The sequence below is a fragment of the Microcoleus sp. Z1_B2 genome, assembly GCF_036700325.1.
Classification (GTDB): Bacteria; Cyanobacteriota; Cyanobacteriia; order Cyanobacteriales; family Microcoleaceae; genus Microcoleus.
Genome location: NZ_JAUBOQ010000022.1, coordinates 32,587 through 50,724 on the forward strand (window position 1 = coordinate 32,587; position 18,138 = coordinate 50,724).

The window sequence follows — 18,138 nt, forward strand, 5'->3', positions numbered from 1 at the left end:
CGTCTCCCCCTCTCCCCTGATCCTTTAAGAGGACGGAGTTACATTGTTGCTGTGCAAGTCTTGAGGAGATTGAAACAGAGTTTCGAGATAAACTCTCGCAGCTTGGCGATAACTGCGCGAAGCTTCAGGCGTACCGCTATCGGCATTCTGCAACAAAAACAGCGACAGGGCGGCGCAAAATACTCGGTCTAGATCCCATTCAGGATGGGTTTCCAGGTAAGTTTTGAGAGAATCGTGCAGCGTTTCGGGAATTTCAGCAAAAATACTGACTGTTGGGTTGATCATTTTGTTTAGTCTCGCTAATAAATTGAAAACAGAACCCCCCTTCGGCCGGATACAGGTGCAGGCACAGCCGAAATCAGAGCGCTTTTTTTTAGGTCGGTCGCATCATTGTGCGCTATGGGGGGGTGGGTTTGTCAATGTTGCGAAATATTACAAAGTCCTTTAGATAAAAAAAAGGTTTACCAAATAATCAGCTTTTCAGGGATTTTTTTGTTACATATCTTTATGTGTTGGGGGGTTTATGAGGAATTAGCCAGCAAGTTAAGGAAATCCCCAATTCCGCAGCAAGATGCTACCGTGCCGTTAATTTCTGTGGAAAACTTTGTCGGATCTGTGGAAAACCTCAGACTTGCCTGTGGAAACGCTGTGGAATGTTTAGGGAAAAGTCAGGGAAAAAATAAGAATTGCAAAGGGCATGGGGCATGAGGCATGGGGCATGGGGCATGGGGCATTGTTGACTGTTGACTGTTGACTGTTGACTGTTGATTAATGTTATTGGTTATTTGTTATTAGCCACTGCAAAGGATTAACCACTGACAACTGACAACTGACAACTGACAACAGTCAACTGACTAAGTGCCACTCTGCTGCTTTTTGGCGGATGGTTGCCAATTCTGCCGGCGGCATTTTGTCGAGATTGGCTAAGATAAAGCTCATGCGACCGATCGACTGAAGTTTGTCCCGGTGGCGCGCTAGGAAATCCCAGTAGAAGAAGTTGAAGGGACAGGCGTTTTCGCCCGATCGCACAGTGCGATCGAATTTGCACCCCCGACAATAATCGCTCATTTTATTGATGTAATTGGCAGAAGCAGCATAGGGCTTCGAGGCCAACACACCGCCGTCAGCAAACAAACCCATGCCCAGCACATTAGTCTGCATTACCCAGTCGTAGGCATCCACAAACGCACTGTGGAACCATTTTTCTAGCTCCTGGGGCGAGATTCCCGCAATTAGACCAAAATTGCTCAAAATCATCAACCGCTGGATATGGTGCGCGTAACCGCTGCCTTCGACTTGAGTTAAAACTTGGCGCAAACAGTTCATATCTGTTTTACTAGCGTCCCAAAAAAACTCCGGCAGCGGCTGAGTGTGGTTGAACCAATTCTTTTCAAAATAATCAGCATCCACGTAAAAATACACACCGCGAATGTATTCTCGCCAGCCCAGAATTTGGCGGATAAAACCTTCGACGCCGTTTAAATTTAAGTTTTTTTCGAGGTAGGCTGTTTCGGCGGCTTGAATAACTTCTAAAGGATGAAGTAATCCAATATTGAGATACGGAGAAATTAGGGAATGCCACATTGTTTCCTCCCCCGTTACCATCGCGTCTTGATAAGGGCCAAAAGCGGGGAGACACTGTTGGATGAAATTATCTAATACTTGCAGTGCTTGCTCTCGTGTAACCGCCCAGCGAAAAGGTTCAATGTTTCCGTAAGTTGGGAAAGATAGAGATTTAACTTGTGCGATAACTTCTTGAGTTATGGCGTCCGGTTCAAACCAGAGAGGTTTCGGTGTATCCAGTTTTCCTTTGGGTGGCTGACGATTTTCTTTGTCAAAATTCCACTTCCCTCCCACAGGTTTATTGCTGCTATCCATTAAAACTTGAAAACGCTGGCGGCTGGCTCGATAGAAGTCTTCCATTAACAAACGTTTGCGGCTTGAAGCCCAATCTTTGAATTCTGTTTGTGTCCAGAGGAATTGATTGTTGGGAATTATGGTTATTGGACAGGGGAGTTGCAAGTTTTGAACGAGCTGTAAAAAAGGTCGATCGTTCGGAGCCATTACCCGCACTTCGGTGATGTTGTGAGCTTGTATCCAAGCTTTGAGAGGTGCTTCAAAGTCCTCCGATTTTGTGTAAGTAACTTGCCATCCACTGCCGCGCAATTCTTTAGCGAAGTGCCGCATGGCCGACCAAATTAATACTAATTTTTGTTGGTGGTAGCGCCGCTGTTGAACGTGCTGCCAAGATTCAATTAAAATTATAGGTAGGGAGGGTTTATCATCTGTGCGGTTGAGAGCAGCTTGGTTCTCCCACAGTTGATCGCCTAATATCCAAACGCCAACAGTCATTTTACTTGTTTTTTAGTGAAACTTATTTTTTACTTTTTATGATGCCTGGTGGTCTAGTCAAGAAACTTAATTTATTGACAACTCACAACTCATAAGTTTTCAGGACAACCTGAAAACTTACTAGAGCATAACATTGATTTCCAAAGATAGGGACACCGACCAGCAAATTTAAATTTTATGTCCGTGTATCCTTCAGATGTTAATAACTTGGTCAGCGTATCTACTGAAAAAAATTTAATGTGACCGTTATCCCAAAGCACGGTAAAATGTTGATCTAGTTTGCCAGAAACCGCTAAAGCCAGATTTTTTAAATAGCCGTGATAGGGTGTGGAAATAATTAGTCTTCCTCCCGGATTGAGGCATCTTTTTGCAGTTTTTGCTAGTTCTTTAGGATAAAGCAAGTGTTCGATTACTTCAATAGCTAAGACAACATCAAATGAGTTCAGAATATCGATATCTGGGAGGTCGTAAATATCTGCTTGGATAAACTGACAATCGGGGAAACTTTGACGGGAGATGGCAATTCCGGCCGCTGAAGTGTCAACGCCGACAACTTCGCAGCCGTGCTCTGCGATAACGTGACTGAGGCTGCCATTGCCGCAGCCGAGATCCAAAACTCGGAGTTTTGTCTTGCTGGTATGCTGAAGTGTCGCCAGCATTTCTAAAAGGGGAGATATCAAATATGCGTGATGATATCTCGGACGGTTGTTTGTGTAATAATACGTATAATTGGTAAAGTTTTTTTTCATCGATTAAGCTATGGAGATTATTGCCGAGACCGCGAATTTACCGAGCGTGGGTCCACTGTTTGGGCCAAGGTTCCCCACATTACGGTTGTCAGAGTCGATCGGCAGCTCGATCGTCTCATTCTTTTTGTTTGACAGGTGAATTATTTTCACTGAATCAATCGGATGGCAAAACAAATCTTTGACAGGGTGCCAAATCTCACATCGCCCATCTCTGGCCAACCTCTCGAAGGCATTGGGAAAGAAAAAGTCCGATCGAACAAGAATGATCTCTGTACACTAGCCGGAAACCGAACTTTTTGCCTGTTAATTGGGGGCGAGTGCATCTATGCGATTCTAGCTTCAAGCAACGGCGGTATGTCCACCCGACGCTTTTTGCAGCCTGAAAAAATGGCACCTGGGCGATTGGATGCCAGTCGTTCCGAGAATTGAGAAGGGAAGTGTGACCGAAATCACAGGCATTTGCGAAACAAATTGCTGAGCATCTTTGGCCCCACACACTTAGAATCGAGATTATTACAGTGGCTTCTATAATTGTGTTTAAATGTTGTTCGGAAGCTGTGTTGTCCAGTCAGCAGAGCCCCCTAGACAGATTCATGCTTTCGGTCTGGTTTATTTCACTTTAATGGTCGCTGTTGGGTGTTGCACCTTAATTTAGATATTTCCTATGGTTAAGTTAGGTCAATCCTCCTTTCGCCGTATTTTACTGTCGCGGATTTTGTTGCTCAGCGTACCTGTTCTACTGGTGGGGGAGTATGTTACCTATCGCAAGGCACGCTCGACGCTTCTGGAAACTGCTCGTCAAAACTTGACAGAAAGTGCAGTCAGAAAAGCAGACACTATTGAACAGTGGGCGAAATCGCTGAAGTCGAATCTGATCGGCGCTTCGGAAAGCTCGATGTTGCAGTCGGTAGATCCGAAGGATTATCAAAAGTTTATTGCCCAATTAGGGCAGCGGTTGCCAGCGCAGGTTGATTGCTTGCAATTGACTAATTTAAAGACAAATCAAGTGATAGCAAGCACTTGCGGGCAGCAGCCGATTCAGTCGTTGCCGGCAAAATTTTGGCCGCCCGTACAGCAGCAGCAAACGCTGCTGGACGACAAGAGCGTTTACATCAGTCTGTCCTTACCTCCGCAGCGACAGGGGACAGCAAACGATCAGAATGTGACTTTGGGGGCTGAGGATTTTCCCGATGCGGGTAAAGAAGGCCGCGATAGCCAAGCGAGTTTGGTGTTGAGCGCTCCTGTTTACATTCGTCGGGGCAATACCCTGCAGTTGAGTTATGCTTTGAGTTTGCAGTCGGCCTTGCCTGTCCAAACCAGCGCTCCCAAGGGTTCTTTAGCTGGCTATACGGTGGCGATCGACCAAGATGGGACGATTTTGGCGCACCCGAATATCAATCGCGTGGGCCGCAATATTGACCAAGAGGCAGATGCCGCTCGACTAAAAAGTATTGTCAGAAGGGCGATCGCCGGCGGAACAGCTTTTCTCCACCTATTTTCCTTTGAAAGAAATGGTGTAGAGTTGCTAGCAGGATACGCCGCTATCCCGAGTCCTTCAACTACACAGGAGAACAGCAAGTGGATTATTTTAGCTGTCTCTCGTTTAGATTACGCTCTGTCGGGTTTGGAAGAAATTCAGCAAGTTTTATTTAATTTAATTGTAGGTTTGGTTGCTGCTAGTATCATCGCCACTTTATATCTGTCTCGCGACTTGGCGCGTCCTGTGGAAAAACTGAGAGACTACGCGATGAAAGTAGATACAGAAGCGTCGCAGACAGTGCCCCAAGATTTCCAAATTAGGGAATTCAATCAACTATCAGAAGCACTCAACAGCATGGTGCAGCGCCTTAGATCCTGGGCAAAAGAATTGGAAGTCGCCACCAAAGAAGCGCAAGTTGCCAATCAATTAAAAAATGAATTTTTGGGGAATATTTCTCACGAATTGAGAACGCCGCTCAACGGAATTATTGGTTTTATTCAAATTGTGCGGGACGGCTACTGCGATGACCGAGATGAAGAAATGGAATTTTTACAGCGGGCCCACGACTCGTCAATGCAATTGCTCAATATTATTAATGATATTTTGGACATTGCTAAAATAGAATCCGGCACGTTCTCCATGATGTTAGAAGTAGTTGATATTACTCAGGTACTTGAAGACGCGATTGATTTGCAAGCGAGTCCAATCGAGGAAAAAGGCTTGAAGTTAAGTTTGCCAGCTCCTCACGATCCGATTATTGTTCATGCCGATCCGGAGAAGCTAAAACAGGTGTTTTTAAATGTTTTGAGCAATGCGGTTAAGTTTACAGAGTCGGGCAGCATTAATATATCTGTGCGACTAGAGTCGAGAACTAATTCTGGTAGTTTTAACGGCAGTGCTGAAAGTACGACGGGCCCCAGCGGTCAAAGCGATTGGGTGGTGGTGACAATTAAAGATACGGGAATTGGTATCGATCCCGAGCACCAGCAGAAATTGTTTCAACCTTTTGTGATGGCTGATGGTTCTACAACTCGCAAGTTTGGCGGTAACGGTTTGGGCTTGGCTATCTCGCGAAGGATAATGGAATCTATGAGCGGAAGCATTACCCTGCACAGCGCGGGCGTGAATCAAGGTACTACGGTGATGATTTCTTTGCCTGTCAATCAGCAGTCAAGTTTTTATTTTCACAGCCCCGACTTAGTAACGGAAAAGGGAAGTTTTAAAAATTGAGGAGTGATGTTCCCCATCTAAAATCTCAAATCTAAAATGGTATTAGGGGCTGTCCGCCGAGTTCGAGGGATTTGCTCAAAGTGCTGAGAATGCGGATTAATTCGACGGAGGCGGTGCCCGAAGAGGTAAGACAGGGGGTATTTGTTTGCACGGAATTGAGGAAGCGATCGCACACTCGCCTCAGCGGTTCTACTTGTTCTAAACTCAACACTTCGCGGTGTCTGAGGCTCTTTGGCTGCGGCGCGATCGCACTTTCAAAAGAGTTATTCTCTTCGCCTCCCCAATCTGGATTCCCACGCTGCACAATCAGGGGAGTTTCTGGCGACATTTCGTCAAAAATCAAGGTTCCCAAACTGCCAACAACTGTTAAGCGCCGTTGTTTGTCGGGATTTAGCCAGCACAGGTGAATAAATGCTTGAAATCCGTCGGGATAGGTGAGCGTTACCCAAACTAAATCTGCTAGTTTTTCTGCAGGATTAGTAGTCAGCAGTGAAGGAGAAAATTGATTTTCAATTTCTGCTGCTTCTTGATTTATTCCTTCTTCCCTATTTCTTCTTCCTTCTTCCTTCTTTTTGACATCCATTACATCCGTTACATCCGTTACATCCGTTACAGAATCCGTTGCCGAACTTCCCTCTTCCTTCGGAAAAACAGTGCCGATCGCCCTTACTTCAATTGGCGTTTGTTCCAACCAAGTATTGAAAATAGCGATATCGTGAATAGCCAAGTCCCAAAGGGCATCAACGTCATGGCGCACCGGTTCAAAATGGGTGCGCTGGGCGTAACCGTAGCGCAATTTTCCAAGTTGATGCTGTTGAATAATTCTTTGGCCTCGATCGACTGCTGGATGAAACAGATAAGTGTGGTCAACGAAGAGTTGCCGCTGCTGTTTTTCGGCTAATTGACAGAGTTCTATTGCTTCAGTCAGGTTGAGGGCGAGGGGTTTTTCTGCTAAGACGTGGTAGCCTTGTTTCAGCGCTGCTGCTGCGAGGGTGTAGTGTGTGGAAGCTGGAGTGGCGATCGCCACAGCTTGCAGTCCCGGCAAGGCTTGCACTTGAGACCAATCGGTAGCTAGAATCACCGAGGCATCAAGATTAAACTGTTTTTGAACGGCAGCCAATGAATCTCGATTCGGGTCTACCACCGCTAAAACTTGGCTGTTGGGATGTTCGAGAAAGTTGCGAATTAGGTTAACTCCCCAGCGGCCTGCACCCAATACAGCTATTCCGATTTTCATTAATTATAAGTTCAAAAATCGCACAGCAATTTTAGCATATTTTGTTATTATTATCTATGTTTTAACTCAAAAAAATCACTGTTGACTGTTGACTGTTTGCAGTAGTTATTGGTTATTGGTTATTGGTTATTGGTATCAGCTAAGGAATGAGAATTAAATAACTTCCACTCTTGAAAGTGGGATGGGCGGGACGCCCATCCTTTTTGGACGGGCTATAAGAGCCCATCCCACAATAACAATTAAAATTGTAAGTTATTTAATTCGCGCTCCTAACAAATAACCAATAACTGATAACACCAGTCAACAGTCAACAGTCAACTGACTACTCACTACCAACTAATTTATTGAAAGCTGCCTGAGCCGCTGCTTGTTCGGCCGCTTTGATCGATCGACCTTTTCCCTCTGCTACCAACTTTCCCTGAATGAGAACTTCTGCGGTAAAACGATCCTCTCCGCCCTGCACTGTCCCAGTTTCTTGCACGCTATATTTAGGCAAAGTTTTGTATTTGCCTTGAGTCAACTCTTGGAGAGCAGCTTTGTAGTTTTGGCGAGCCGGATCGCTGCGGATTTCCGCCGCTAAGCGTTGAAAGTGAGAATCTAGCCAAGGGCGAATTAATTCTAAGCTTTGGGTACTCAAATAAAGCGCAGCCAGTACCGCTTCCAAAGCATCGGCCAGCCGGGGCTCAGCGCCTGTTTTGTCTGCAGCGGCGCTGCTGGAAACAATTAAATAGCGATCGAACCCGTAACTTTCAGCGATTTTAGCAAGAATGCGATCGCTCACCAAGATCGATCGAATCGCAGCAAATTCTCCCACTGTACAGTCAGGATAAATCTCAAACAACAATTCCGACGCAGCCAGCCGCACTACTGCATCCCCGACAAACTCTAGTTGCTCGTAATTCGCCTTAGCTGACGCGCTCGCATGAGTCAAAGCTAAATCGACGAGATGCCATTTTATCGAAGCATTCTTCGTCAGTCCCAATTTTTCAATTAATGTTTCAAGTTGCTTTTGGCGACCCGGATAAATCATACCATTTTAGATTTTAGATTTTAGATTTTAGATTTTAGAAGTGGGAATCACGGATGACTATCCGGGTTTGGAGCTTTTCAAAAGTTGCATTATTTTTTTTAACAGGTATCAGATTCATATTAATAAAAAAAATTTAGTTGAAAGACTAAATATTCCTCCGGGTGCTTATGGTGCACCTTACCCAAAATCTTCCTCCGGGTGTGCAGTGCACACCTTTCCCAACATAAAACAGGTCGAAAAGATTTGTTGACCTGATTCCCAAGCGGTAGTTTTAATTAAATGGGGGGAGGAAAAAGTCGGACATAAGCCGGGTTCTGTTCTCTCAACTGCAAGCAGTTTTCGAGGGCAGTTATCTATCTGGGACGCCTGTTACCAGACGCCTCAAGCGGTACCAAAAAACGGAACTGGTAAAAAACCAACCATAGTCCCTCCGACCTTGCTCCCAACTGGGGTTTACCGAGCCAGCACCTCTCGATGCTGCTGGTGCGCTCTTACCGCACCTTTGCACCCTTACCAAATTAGTTGTTGCTTCCCAGTCAAAAATCCTCAGTTACTTACTAATGACCAATGACTGCTGACTAATGACTAATTGGCGGTATCTTTCTGTGGCACTATCCTCACGATCGCTCGCACTGGGCGTTACCCAGCAAGTTTGGTTTTTCGGGAGCCCGGACTTTCCTCAGACAAGCTTTCGCTAATCCGCAACCGCCTGCGCCTACTTTTTCCCCAGATTTATTGTACGCGATCGTTCGTCAATCTATTTGGGATTTGAGATTGAATATTTTAAATTGTCGCCCACTTAACTTGGACATTTGTGTTTACTCTCACATCTGGCACTATTGTCAATAAGCTTTTTATGAACAGGCTTTCCGGCCTGTTCCACAAGAGATGAATTTTATTGTGGAACAGGCCGGAAAGCCTGTTCTTGACAATGGTGCAACATTTGTGTTTATTCAAACTCTTGTACGGTGGGCCCGAAAGCCCGCCCAACAATTACAGCATATTCCAGGTTTGTGAAGTACACCTCAGAAACCGGGTTTCTTTACAGTTCTAGCCTTTAAACTGATTCTGTTCAAGAAACCCGGTTTCTCTGTACTACACATATATGGAATATGCTGTAAATTTCCCTGCAACTCCCTTAAAATCACTCACGGATGAATCAGGGGGCACAAAAGTTGGCAATTATCATCCAAGGATTTATCGCACGGATTCAACTAGGGGCAGGAAACCTTTTCACCTAACAGGATTTTGAATTCTTCAATCTTTAATACCCAATCTCAAATCTTCAATTCGGTTACTTTAATGAGTCATCTTTGATAGTAGAAAAATTATCAAACCAGCCGCGGCGCCAGAAAAAGTAAACTAAACCAGATGCGATTCCTACCATAACAGCCCAACACAGCGGATAGCCAAAATACCAATTCAGCTCCGGCATATTCAAGGGCGATTTCTCTGTATTGAAATTCATCCCGTATACTCCCGCCACAAAAGTTAGAGGAATAAATATACTCGAAATTACCGTCAGCAATTTCATGATTTCATTCATTTTATTACCAACCGAAGACAAGTAAACATCCATCAAACCAGAAGACAACTCTCGATAGGTTTCCACCATATCCATCACCTGCACCGTGTGATCGTAACAGTCCCGCAGGTAAATTCGCACCTCTGGACTAATCAAATCACTACTATCTCGAATCAAAACATTAATTGCATCCCGCTGCGGCCAAATGGCGCGGCGCAGCGTCAGCAATTCTCGCCGGATTTTATAGATTTTTTCCAGGGTTTTGCGGGTGGGGTTCACCACCACTTCATCCTCTAATTCTTCAATGCGCTCTCCGTAAACTTCTAATACAGGGAAGAATCCATCTATAATCGAATCTAACAGAGTATAAGCCAGATAATCTGCGCCGTGTTTGCGAATCATTCCTTGTCCTTTACGAATGCGATCGCGCACTGGTTCAAAACAATCATAGTCCGGTTCTTCCTGAACAGTTAGCAGGTAATGCTTGCCCAAAATAAAACTTACTTGTTCTTTATGAAAAGTATCTGATTCTGGATGCAGCATCACCATCCAAGCAATGATTAAAAGATGTTCTTCATAGTCTACTACTTTCGGTCGCTGGGGAACATTAACTACATCTTCCTGAGCCATTACGTGCAAATTAAATACTTCGGCCATTTGCCGCCAAGTTTCTTTGTTTCCTAATCCCAACATATCAACCCAAGAAACAGATGCTGTATCTAAATACGCAGCCGCTTTTTGAGGATTTGCCAAGTGGGCGCGAGTAGCTGCTGTGTCGCAATAGTCAATTAATACAATCTCCGGAGGCGGCGCATCGGGTTCTAAGTCGAGAGTTCCCGGCGGAGCCCCCTGATCGTCATAAAAATAGTCAACATAGGAATCATCATCATTATCTTCTTCTTCTTTAATTTGTTTGGCAACGGCACTAGAAGTATGTATGTTTTTGTATACCATGCTAATATTCCTGACTTTTAGAACCTTTAATTAGATTATCATTTTTCTGGTGCAACTACCAATTACCAATGACTAATTACCTCTGCCGAATTGGAATCTCGATCGCAAATTCAGTTCCCTCTCCAGGCGCGGAAATGCAATGCAGCGTCCCTCCGTGTCTTTCCACCACAATCTGATAGGAGATAGACAGTCCCAAACCTGTACCTTTGCCTACTGGTTTAGTAGTAAAAAACGGGTCAAATACCCGACACTTAACAGGCTCTGCCATGCCATACCCGTTATCTGAAATTACGATCGCCACCCGATTGTTCTCCAGCAACTCCGTGCGAATCCGAATCCACGGCAATGCCGCGCAACTTAAAGGTAAACTAGGAAAATCTTGCCGCTCCTCTTCCGAATAACTAGACAATTCCAACTTCCGCTGCCTGACATCTGCTAAAGCATCAACAGCATTATTTAAAATATTCATAAACACTTGATTTAACTGTCCCACGTAGCACTGTATCTGCGGCAGTTTCCCATATTCTTTAACTATTTGAATAGGACGATTTCTACCATTTTCTTTAATCTTGTGTTGCAAAATCAACAGAGCACTGTCTATTCCTTCGTGAATATTAACACGCTTAAGATCGGATTCTTCCAGGCGCGAAAAGTTACGCAAAGACAGAACTATTTGGCGAATTCTATCTGCTCCGGTTTGAATTGAGCTCAGCAGGTGCGGGAAATCCTCTTTCATGAATTCCAGTTCTATTTCTTCTGCCAATTCTTGGATAACCGCCACAGGTTCCGGGTAGTGTGCTTGGTACAAACTGCACAGTTGCAGCAAGTTTTTGGCATACTCACTAGCGTAAGTGATATTACCGTAAATAAAACTAACAGGATTATTGATTTCGTGAGCAATTCCCGCCACTAGCTGTCCCAAACCAGACATTTTTTCCGCTTGAATTAGTTGAGCTTGAGTCCGGCCTAATTGTTTCAATGTTTGCTCTAGCTGGCGATTTTTATGTTTTAATTGAGCTTCGGCTTGTTTGCGCTTGGTAATATTGCGAGCTAGAATAATAATCTGATCTGAATTAAACGGCAACAGTCGGGCTTCATAAGTTGTTTCTCCTTCCGACATGGAAAGCGAATATTCTATATCGATGGAATTTCTTGTTTCGGAAACTTCAAAGATTGCTTGGGTAAATTGGCAGGCGACATTGTGTGGCAATATGTCTGTCATTCGTTGACCAATAAAATGTTCGGGAGGCACGTATAAAACCGAGGAAGTTCCTGACAAATAATCCACGATTTTACCGTCAGCATCTAGTCGAAAATACAAATCAGGTAAAGCGCGAAAAACAGCTTCTAACTCTAAAGTTTTTTGGCGCAATGCTTCCTCTGCGTAGTACCGATCGCTAATATCAAAAATCACCCCGTCCAAATAGCAAACGTTTCCCTCTGCGTCGAACACAGGAGAACCCTTATCCCAAACCCATTTAACCGTGCCGTCTGCTGCGAGCAAGCGGTATTCCAAGTTATAAGACTCTTTGTTTTCTATGCCTTGCCGAATAGTTTCTTCTACTTTTGCCAAATCTTCCGGGTAAATAATACTAGCAAAAGTCCGGCTTCTCCTGTCCAAAACCCAAATAAAATCTGCCGCATGGTAGCCAGTTAATAAGTAAACGGCATCGCTAATAAAATTAGTCGAAAAATCGCACTTCCAGCGATAAACCACTCCGGGAATATTAGCTACCAAAGACCTAAATCTTGATTCACTTCTACGCAAAGCTGCTTCCGATTCATGTCTTTCTGTAATATCGTGAGCGAAAGCTAGCACTGCAAATACATTGCCTTCAGCGTCGCGCAGGGGAAGTTTTTGGGTGTCCAAAATATGTACTGAACCGTCTGCAACAGTAGCCATATCGCAGGGATTGTGGATAATTTCGCCTGCCAGTACAGCAGAGTCGTCTGTGCGGAAGCCTCGGATATTTTTGGCAGAATTTCCAAACACTAGCTCTACTGAAAACCCTAAGTCTAAATCAGATTTGCTAAGGATTTCTTCGACTGTTTTACCAATCGATCGAGCGAAACTATTGTTGACCAAAATATAGCAAAAATTTTTGTCTTTGGCAAAAATCCAGTCGCTGGTTTTGTCTATAACTGTACGCAGGAATTGTTCGGAACGTTCGGTTTTTTCCAAAGCTACCTGCAGTTCTAGTTCTAGGCGCTTGCGAGCAGTAATGTTTTCAAAAGCAACACCGACGCAGTTGTTGGGTAATGGAAAAGCTTTAATAGAAAAAGCGCGAGTTATTCGACCCCCTTCATCGCAGTCAATATCTTCAAGTTCTACGGCTTTCTGGGTGCGAATTACCGAAGCAAATGCTTGGGGAATGTTTTTCGATCGCAGGTGGGGAAAAATCTCGTCGATTGTCATTCCCAAAACATCAGCCATTTCTAATCCGGTAAATAGGGTAGCTGCAGGATTGGAGGCGATCGCCCTGAGAGTGCTATCATCGTCTATATTTTCTAAATGGTAGACGTACAAACCAATTTGCATATTCTCCACAATTTGGTCGTAGAGGCGCACGCTTTCGTCTACCTGCCTGCGTTCGGTAATATCTTCAGTAATCCCCAAAACGTACTGAGGACGGCCTGCGGCGTCGAGAATTGGCACTTTGCGGGTGTGCAGTATTCTCATACCTTTGTGGCGAGTTTGGATCGGCTCTTCGGCTATGTCTTTAACATTAGATTGGTTGCGATCGCCTGTCAATATTTCCCTGTCTTGAGCAGTAAAAACATCAGCTTGTTCTTTGGGGTAAATATCGTAGTCATTTTTGCCGATCGCCTCATCAGAGGTAACACCTGCGATCGTTTCTCCCGCTTTATTCCACAGCACAAATTTCAGCGAAGAAGCATCTTTAGCAAAAACTCCCACCGGCAGATTTTCTACTACGGAATTGAGGAACCCTCTCGCTGATTGTAATTCAGCTTCGGCACGCTTGCGTTCGATGCCTAAAGCGATGACATCAGCAACCGATGCTAAAGTTTCCTGAAAAGGTGCACTCAGCGGCTGGCGGCTGATAATTACCATGACTCCCACCAGCCGTTCTTCGACTATCAAAGGGTAGCCGGCGAAGGTTATAATTTGGTTGGGAATTTGGCAATTTGTCGGCTTTTGACTGGTGTTGATAATGGCTACTTCGGACTTTTGCGCCTCTGTTGCTTTCGGGGATTCTTCCTCTGGGAGTCCAAAATTGTTCAGTTCAAATCCGCAGTCAAACTCTGGTTTTTGCTGTTTGGCGATCGAGTTAACCTTACTTTCAATAAAGCTAGCGCGATCGTCTGTGCGGCTGTATATTCCCGATACTGCTTGCAATTGGCAAACATTATGTTGAGTGTTGAAAGTCCAAATTTCCGCCGAAGTGACATCGAGATTTCGCACCAGTGCCTCGCAGCATGGAAGCAGGATATCTTGAGGGTGTCTGGTGAGGGCAATACCCACATCGGCTACCATTGCTGTGAGGCGAGAAGCTTGGGCTTTTTCTGCTTCCAACCGTTTGCGATCGGTGATATCTTCCACCAAAGAAAGCACAGTAAAAGTGTCGCCGCTGCGAATAATCGAGTTGAACCAGCGACACCAAATTACCTGTCCGCTTTTAGTATAGTTGCGGTTAATTGAAGTATTGCCGTTGCCAGTGGCTAGTTCAAGCTCGATCGCGCTTACAGTCTCTCTATCTTCCTCGCAAACCAAATCTAAATCGCCGAACTGCTTGCCCATCATATCATCGGATGTCCAGCCAAAGATTTCTTCGGCGCGTTTCGACCATTGAACTATCCGAAAATCTTCATCCCAGCCTACCATTGCCAGGGGACTGTTAGCTGCATTCAACCACAGTAAATGGTTCGATCGGCGCAACTGTTGAGTTTTCTGCTGCTGCCAGCGGTAATGCCTGGTGATATCTCTACCGACGCCCAAAACCCGCATCTGCTTGCTAGAGGCATCCACCGCTGGCGTGTAAGCAGTTTCGTAAATTTTAATCCCGCCGTCTGCCGTCGTCACCTCATGAATTGCCAGCCGTTTTTCCCCGGTAATAAATACTTGTTGCAGGCAAGAATCAATCTGCGAGATTATATTTTTAACAGCAGCATTATTGGGATATAATTTTAATAATTCCTGATTAGTTTTGTTGACTATTTCAGCCGGATCCAATCCCATCCAAGCAGCAGCGACTGGATTTATCGATAGGTACTTTTGCTGTCGATCGCACTCTAGGAAAGCATCAACAGAGTTAGAGAAAAAAGACTGAAACGAGTTGATAACTTCCTGCATGGGTATTTTTTCATGAGAAAAGCTTAGTATTATGGAAACCTCGTGTCTTTAGGCTCATATGTTGCACCATTTTCAATAAGCTTTTATGAGCGGGCAGGATGCCAAACCCACAAGAAATTAAATCTTTGTGGAACAAGCCGGAAAGCCTGTTAAGCGAGAATGGTGCAAGATGTGAGTAGACCGATCGAGGTAGCACTCATCAGGCAGTTTTAACCGCCTTGAATATTGATTATTACTACACAGGGCTACTTGGTCACTTGGTACTTTTGCGATCTACTTTCCACGGAACAATTACCGTTTCAAATATTTCACCCGCTATCTCATAGCAGCTTGAGCTACACCCATATTTTTGATAACCTAATCAGTTAAGACGATAGCTGGTCAACTATGTCTTTTGATTAGGGCATAAAGCCCCATCTCTTCCGAGCGGGGTGCTGACTTGCTTAAGCTCTCCAATTTTCCTAAAGTTAGTTTAACCCAGTCAAATCTTTTTGGACACTGTACTGCTGCGTTTCCCGGTGCAATTTTCGGCGCTGTTCCCTATAATACAAAAATTTTAAACAAATAGTATTTTTGGGAATATAGCTTAATTAAAGCAGATGCTCTTTTTTTAAAGCAGACCCAGCGGATACAAAAGCGAGATGGAGAGACGGGGAGACGGGGAGACGGGCAGAGGTTAATCCACAACCTGCGAGAAAAATGCTTAAGAAATGCCCGACAGCTTACCGATTCCCAATTCCCAATTCCCGATTCCCAATTCCCGATTCCCAATTCCCAATTCGCTAATCTGAAAGCGGTTTGGCAGTACGCGAGGCAAAGAACGCAAGCCGTGCAAAGCCATGTAACATAAAGATTGCGATATTTTTCTATGTAATATGGAACTATTAGATACCTTGATTGTGGGTGCAGGTATTAGCGGTTTGAGTTTGGCGCACGCACTTCACAAGGAAGCAACGAGTCCATCCTCGCTGAAGATTTTAGTCGCTGAGAGTCAGGGACGTGTGGGCGGGAACATCACCACTGTGACAGCGGGGGGGTTTCTCTGGGAGGAGGGCCCGAACAGTTTTTCGCCGACGCCAGAATTGATGAAGTTGGCTGTGGATGTGGGATTGAAGCAGGAGTTGATTTTTGCCGATCGCAAATTGCCTCGTTTTGTGTATTGGCAAAAAAAGCTGCAACCGGTGCCGATGACTCCACCGGCGATGATTCAGTCTCAGTTACTGAGTTTTCCGGGGAAACTGCGGGCGTTGTTCGGGGCTTTGGGGTTTGTCGCGCCGGCAATGGGCGCTGGACTTTCGCAGCAGGGTAACGAGGAAACTGTTTCTCAATTTTTCCGCCGTCATCTGGGGACGGAAGTGATGCAGCGGTTGGTGGAACCTTTTGTTTCTGGGGTTTATGCGGGCGATCCGCAACAACTTAGCGCAGCGGCGGCTTTTGGCCGGGTAGCAAAGATGGCCGATCTGGGTGGCGGGCTGGTGGCGGGGGCGCTGCTTTCTGCTAGGAAAAGACCCCCCCAACCCCCCCTTACCAAGGGGGGGCTAAAGACTGTTGCAGACCCGAATGTTCCTAAAACTAGGCCGGGGGAGTTGGGTTCGTTTAAACAGGGGTTGAAAGCTTTGCCAGAGGCGATCGCTGCTGAATTGGGCGATCGACTGAAACTCAACTGGCATCTGACTCGCCTCGATCGTACAGAACGCGAAACTTACATTGCTGTATTCTCGACGCCCGACGGACAGCAGGAAGTTGAGGCGCGTACCGTGGTTTTGACCACGCCGGCTTATGTTACAGCCGATTTGTTGCAGCCTCTGCAACCAGAAGTTAGCACTGCTTTACAAGCTTTTACTTATCCTACGGTTGCCTGCGTTGTCTTAGCATATCCGCACTCAGATGTCAAGAGTAAATTAGTAGGTTTTGGAAATTTAATTCCGAGGGGGCAGGGAATTCGCACTCTGGGGACGATTTGGACATCAAGTTTATTTGCCGATCGCACGCCTGCAGGCTGGCACACTCTCACCAGTTTCATCGGCGGGGCAACAGACTCGGAAATTGGCAATCTCGACTCAGAAGAAATCGTTCGGGAGGTGCACCGAGATTTGTCTCGGATTTTGCTGAAACCAGATGTGCCACAGCCAAAAGTTTTAGCGGTGAATGTGTGGAAGCGGGCGATTCCTCAGTACAATTTGGGGCATTTCGATCGCCTGCAACAAATCGATGAGGGCTTAAAATCTTTGCCGGGGGTGTATTTGTGCAGTAACTACGTTGGCGGCGTGGCTTTGGGAGATTGCGTGCGAAGGGGTTTTGAGCGTGCACGAGAAGTGGGCGAGTATTTGCAGAAAAAACAATCAGATACTCGATCGATCTGAATTCTTGTGTGGGGAGGGCGGGTTTACAAATATCGAGGATGTGAATCAGAGATATTGGTGAACCCGCCCCTATACTGCCTTCTGCCTGGTGTGCCGACGGACGTGCCGGCGAATGCTACTAGGTTGTTGGCTCAAACTTGTAACCCACCCCCCTGACGGTTTGAATCATCGGCATTTGATTGGGATCTAGTTCAATTTTGCGGCGAATTTGACCGATATGAACATCCACCACGCGATCGGCTCCTACATACTCGTAGTCCCACACTTCATGCAGCAATTCCGATCGCCTCCACACGCGACCGGGTTTGCTAGCCAAACAGTACAGCAGGTCGAATTCTAAAGCAGTCAAAGCAACTATCTGGCTGCCGAGAATTACCTCGCGGCGAACCGGATCTATTAGTAGCTCTCCAAAAGTAAGACTTTGTTGTTCCGCGGGAGTAACAATGCGTTTACGCTTCAAAATTGCTGCAACGCGAGCTCCAATCTCTACAAGACTAAAAGGTTTAGTAATGTAGTCGTCAGCACCTTCGGCAAACCCTTTCATTTTGTCAGCTTCATCGGTTCGGGCAGTCAGCATCAACACAAACACGCCCGTGCGTCTTTGCATTTCTTGACACAGTTTATAGCCAGTTGTATCAGGTAAATTTACATCTAGAACTACTAAGTCAGGATTGAGTTGCTCAAATAATTCCAGACCAGTCTGACCGTCCTCGCCAGACTCAACTTGATAACCTTGCTGGCTCAAAAAACGGTGAATTAAATTTCGGATTGCCGGGTCGTCATCAACCACAAGAATTTTTACAGGGGCCATGACCACAAGTTTGCTTGAAGAATTAGGCAAGAATATTCAGCCATAATAATAGAAAACTGGATACAAATCTCGAAAAAATTGAGCTTTTAATAGTT

13 protein-coding genes and 1 other RNA gene are annotated in these 18,138 nt (G+C 45.3%); 4 read left to right on the forward strand and 10 right to left on the reverse strand.

Annotated elements, in window-relative coordinates; translation table 11 throughout:
• Positions 1-24 precede the first annotated feature (24 nt).
• On the reverse strand, positions 25-282 hold the full coding sequence (locus QT984_RS14830) for a DUF2811 domain-containing protein (RefSeq protein ID WP_050813024.1): 258 nt from the start codon (positions 280-282) through the stop codon (positions 25-27).
• Positions 283-507: 225 nt separating this feature from the next.
• On the opposite strand from QT984_RS14830, the gene QT984_RS14835 reads away from it, so the two are divergent.
• On the forward strand, positions 508-708 hold the full coding sequence (locus tag QT984_RS14835; protein WP_333272537.1) for a hypothetical protein: 201 nt from the start codon (positions 508-510) through the stop codon (positions 706-708).
• 138 nt (positions 709-846) lie between these two features.
• On the opposite strand, the gene QT984_RS14840 is transcribed toward QT984_RS14835, so the two are convergent.
• Complete coding sequence (locus QT984_RS14840; RefSeq protein WP_333051415.1) at positions 847-2,352, reverse strand: cryptochrome/photolyase family protein; 1,506 nt, start codon at positions 2,350-2,352, stop codon at positions 847-849.
• A gap of 89 nt (positions 2,353-2,441) precedes the next feature.
• A complete protein-coding gene (locus tag QT984_RS14845) occupies positions 2,442-3,101 on the reverse strand; it encodes a class I SAM-dependent methyltransferase (protein ID WP_333240732.1) in 660 nt (219 codons plus the stop codon).
• A gap of 162 nt (positions 3,102-3,263) precedes the next feature.
• On the opposite strand from QT984_RS14845, the gene QT984_RS14850 reads away from it, so the two are divergent.
• On the forward strand, positions 3,264-3,530 hold the full coding sequence (locus tag QT984_RS14850; protein ID WP_333233718.1) for a hypothetical protein: 267 nt from the start codon (positions 3,264-3,266) through the stop codon (positions 3,528-3,530).
• Between the two features lie 235 nt (positions 3,531-3,765).
• Positions 3,766-5,811 (forward strand): ATP-binding protein, encoded by a 2,046-nt coding sequence (locus tag QT984_RS14855; RefSeq protein WP_333210956.1) that lies wholly within the window; start codon positions 3,766-3,768, stop codon positions 5,809-5,811.
• A gap of 31 nt (positions 5,812-5,842) precedes the next feature.
• Here the strand turns inward: QT984_RS14855 and QT984_RS14860 are convergent, their stop codons facing one another.
• The 6 genes from QT984_RS14860 to QT984_RS14885 all read right to left on the reverse strand — a co-directional run bounded on the left by QT984_RS14860 (position 5,843) and on the right by QT984_RS14885 (position 15,710).
• Complete coding sequence (locus QT984_RS14860) at positions 5,843-7,048, reverse strand: Gfo/Idh/MocA family oxidoreductase (RefSeq protein WP_333051409.1); 1,206 nt, start codon at positions 7,046-7,048, stop codon at positions 5,843-5,845.
• Positions 7,049-7,370: 322 nt separating this feature from the next.
• On the reverse strand, positions 7,371-8,078 hold the full coding sequence (gene rnc, locus QT984_RS14865) for a ribonuclease III (protein ID WP_333051407.1): 708 nt from the start codon (positions 8,076-8,078) through the stop codon (positions 7,371-7,373).
• A 288-nt stretch (positions 8,079-8,366) separates the two neighbouring features.
• Positions 8,367-8,800, reverse strand: an RNA gene (gene rnpB / locus QT984_RS14870) — RNase P RNA component class A.
• 572 nt (positions 8,801-9,372) lie between these two features.
• Complete coding sequence (gene corA, locus QT984_RS14875) at positions 9,373-10,557, reverse strand: magnesium/cobalt transporter CorA (RefSeq protein WP_333051405.1); 1,185 nt, start codon at positions 10,555-10,557, stop codon at positions 9,373-9,375.
• A gap of 76 nt (positions 10,558-10,633) precedes the next feature.
• Positions 10,634-14,869 (reverse strand): PAS domain S-box protein, encoded by a 4,236-nt coding sequence (locus QT984_RS14880; RefSeq protein ID WP_333051404.1) that lies wholly within the window; start codon positions 14,867-14,869, stop codon positions 10,634-10,636.
• 703 nt (positions 14,870-15,572) lie between these two features.
• Positions 15,573-15,710: a hypothetical protein gene (locus QT984_RS14885; protein ID WP_333233720.1), complete on the reverse strand. Its 138-nt coding sequence runs from the start codon at positions 15,708-15,710 to the stop codon at positions 15,573-15,575.
• 34 nt (positions 15,711-15,744) lie between these two features.
• On the opposite strand from QT984_RS14885, the gene hemG reads away from it, so the two are divergent.
• Positions 15,745-17,232, forward strand: a complete 1,488-nt coding sequence (gene hemG / locus QT984_RS14890) for a protoporphyrinogen oxidase (RefSeq protein WP_333233721.1) — start codon at positions 15,745-15,747, stop codon at positions 17,230-17,232.
• A gap of 118 nt (positions 17,233-17,350) precedes the next feature.
• Here the strand turns inward: hemG and QT984_RS14895 are convergent, their stop codons facing one another.
• Positions 17,351-18,043: a response regulator transcription factor gene (locus QT984_RS14895; protein WP_333051401.1), complete on the reverse strand. Its 693-nt coding sequence runs from the start codon at positions 18,041-18,043 to the stop codon at positions 17,351-17,353.
• Positions 18,044-18,138 lie beyond the last annotated feature (95 nt).

Excerpts from the sequence above, each read along its gene's own strand:
- QT984_RS14835 (WP_333272537.1), top strand. The coding sequence starts at position 508 with ATGTGTTGGGGGGTTTATGAGGAATTAGCCAGCAAGTTAAGGAAATCC.
- QT984_RS14840 (WP_333051415.1), bottom strand. The coding sequence starts at position 2,352 with ATGACTGTTGGCGTTTGGATATTAGGCGATCAACTGTGGGAGAACCAA.
- QT984_RS14845 (WP_333240732.1), bottom strand. The coding sequence starts at position 3,101 with ATGAAAAAAAACTTTACCAATTATACGTATTATTACACAAACAACCGT.
- QT984_RS14850 (WP_333233718.1), top strand. The coding sequence starts at position 3,264 with ATGGCAAAACAAATCTTTGACAGGGTGCCAAATCTCACATCGCCCATC.
- QT984_RS14855 (WP_333210956.1), top strand. The coding sequence starts at position 3,766 with ATGGTTAAGTTAGGTCAATCCTCCTTTCGCCGTATTTTACTGTCGCGG.
- QT984_RS14860 (WP_333051409.1), bottom strand. The coding sequence starts at position 7,048 with ATGAAAATCGGAATAGCTGTATTGGGTGCAGGCCGCTGGGGAGTTAAC.
- rnc (WP_333051407.1), bottom strand. The coding sequence starts at position 8,078 with ATGATTTATCCGGGTCGCCAAAAGCAACTTGAAACATTAATTGAAAAA.
- corA (WP_333051405.1), bottom strand. The coding sequence starts at position 10,557 with ATGGTATACAAAAACATACATACTTCTAGTGCCGTTGCCAAACAAATT.
- QT984_RS14880 (WP_333051404.1), bottom strand. The coding sequence starts at position 14,869 with ATGCAGGAAGTTATCAACTCGTTTCAGTCTTTTTTCTCTAACTCTGTT.
- QT984_RS14885 (WP_333233720.1), bottom strand. The coding sequence starts at position 15,710 with ATGGCTTTGCACGGCTTGCGTTCTTTGCCTCGCGTACTGCCAAACCGC.
- hemG (WP_333233721.1), top strand. The coding sequence starts at position 15,745 with ATGGAACTATTAGATACCTTGATTGTGGGTGCAGGTATTAGCGGTTTG.
- QT984_RS14895 (WP_333051401.1), bottom strand. The coding sequence starts at position 18,043 with ATGGCCCCTGTAAAAATTCTTGTGGTTGATGACGACCCGGCAATCCGA.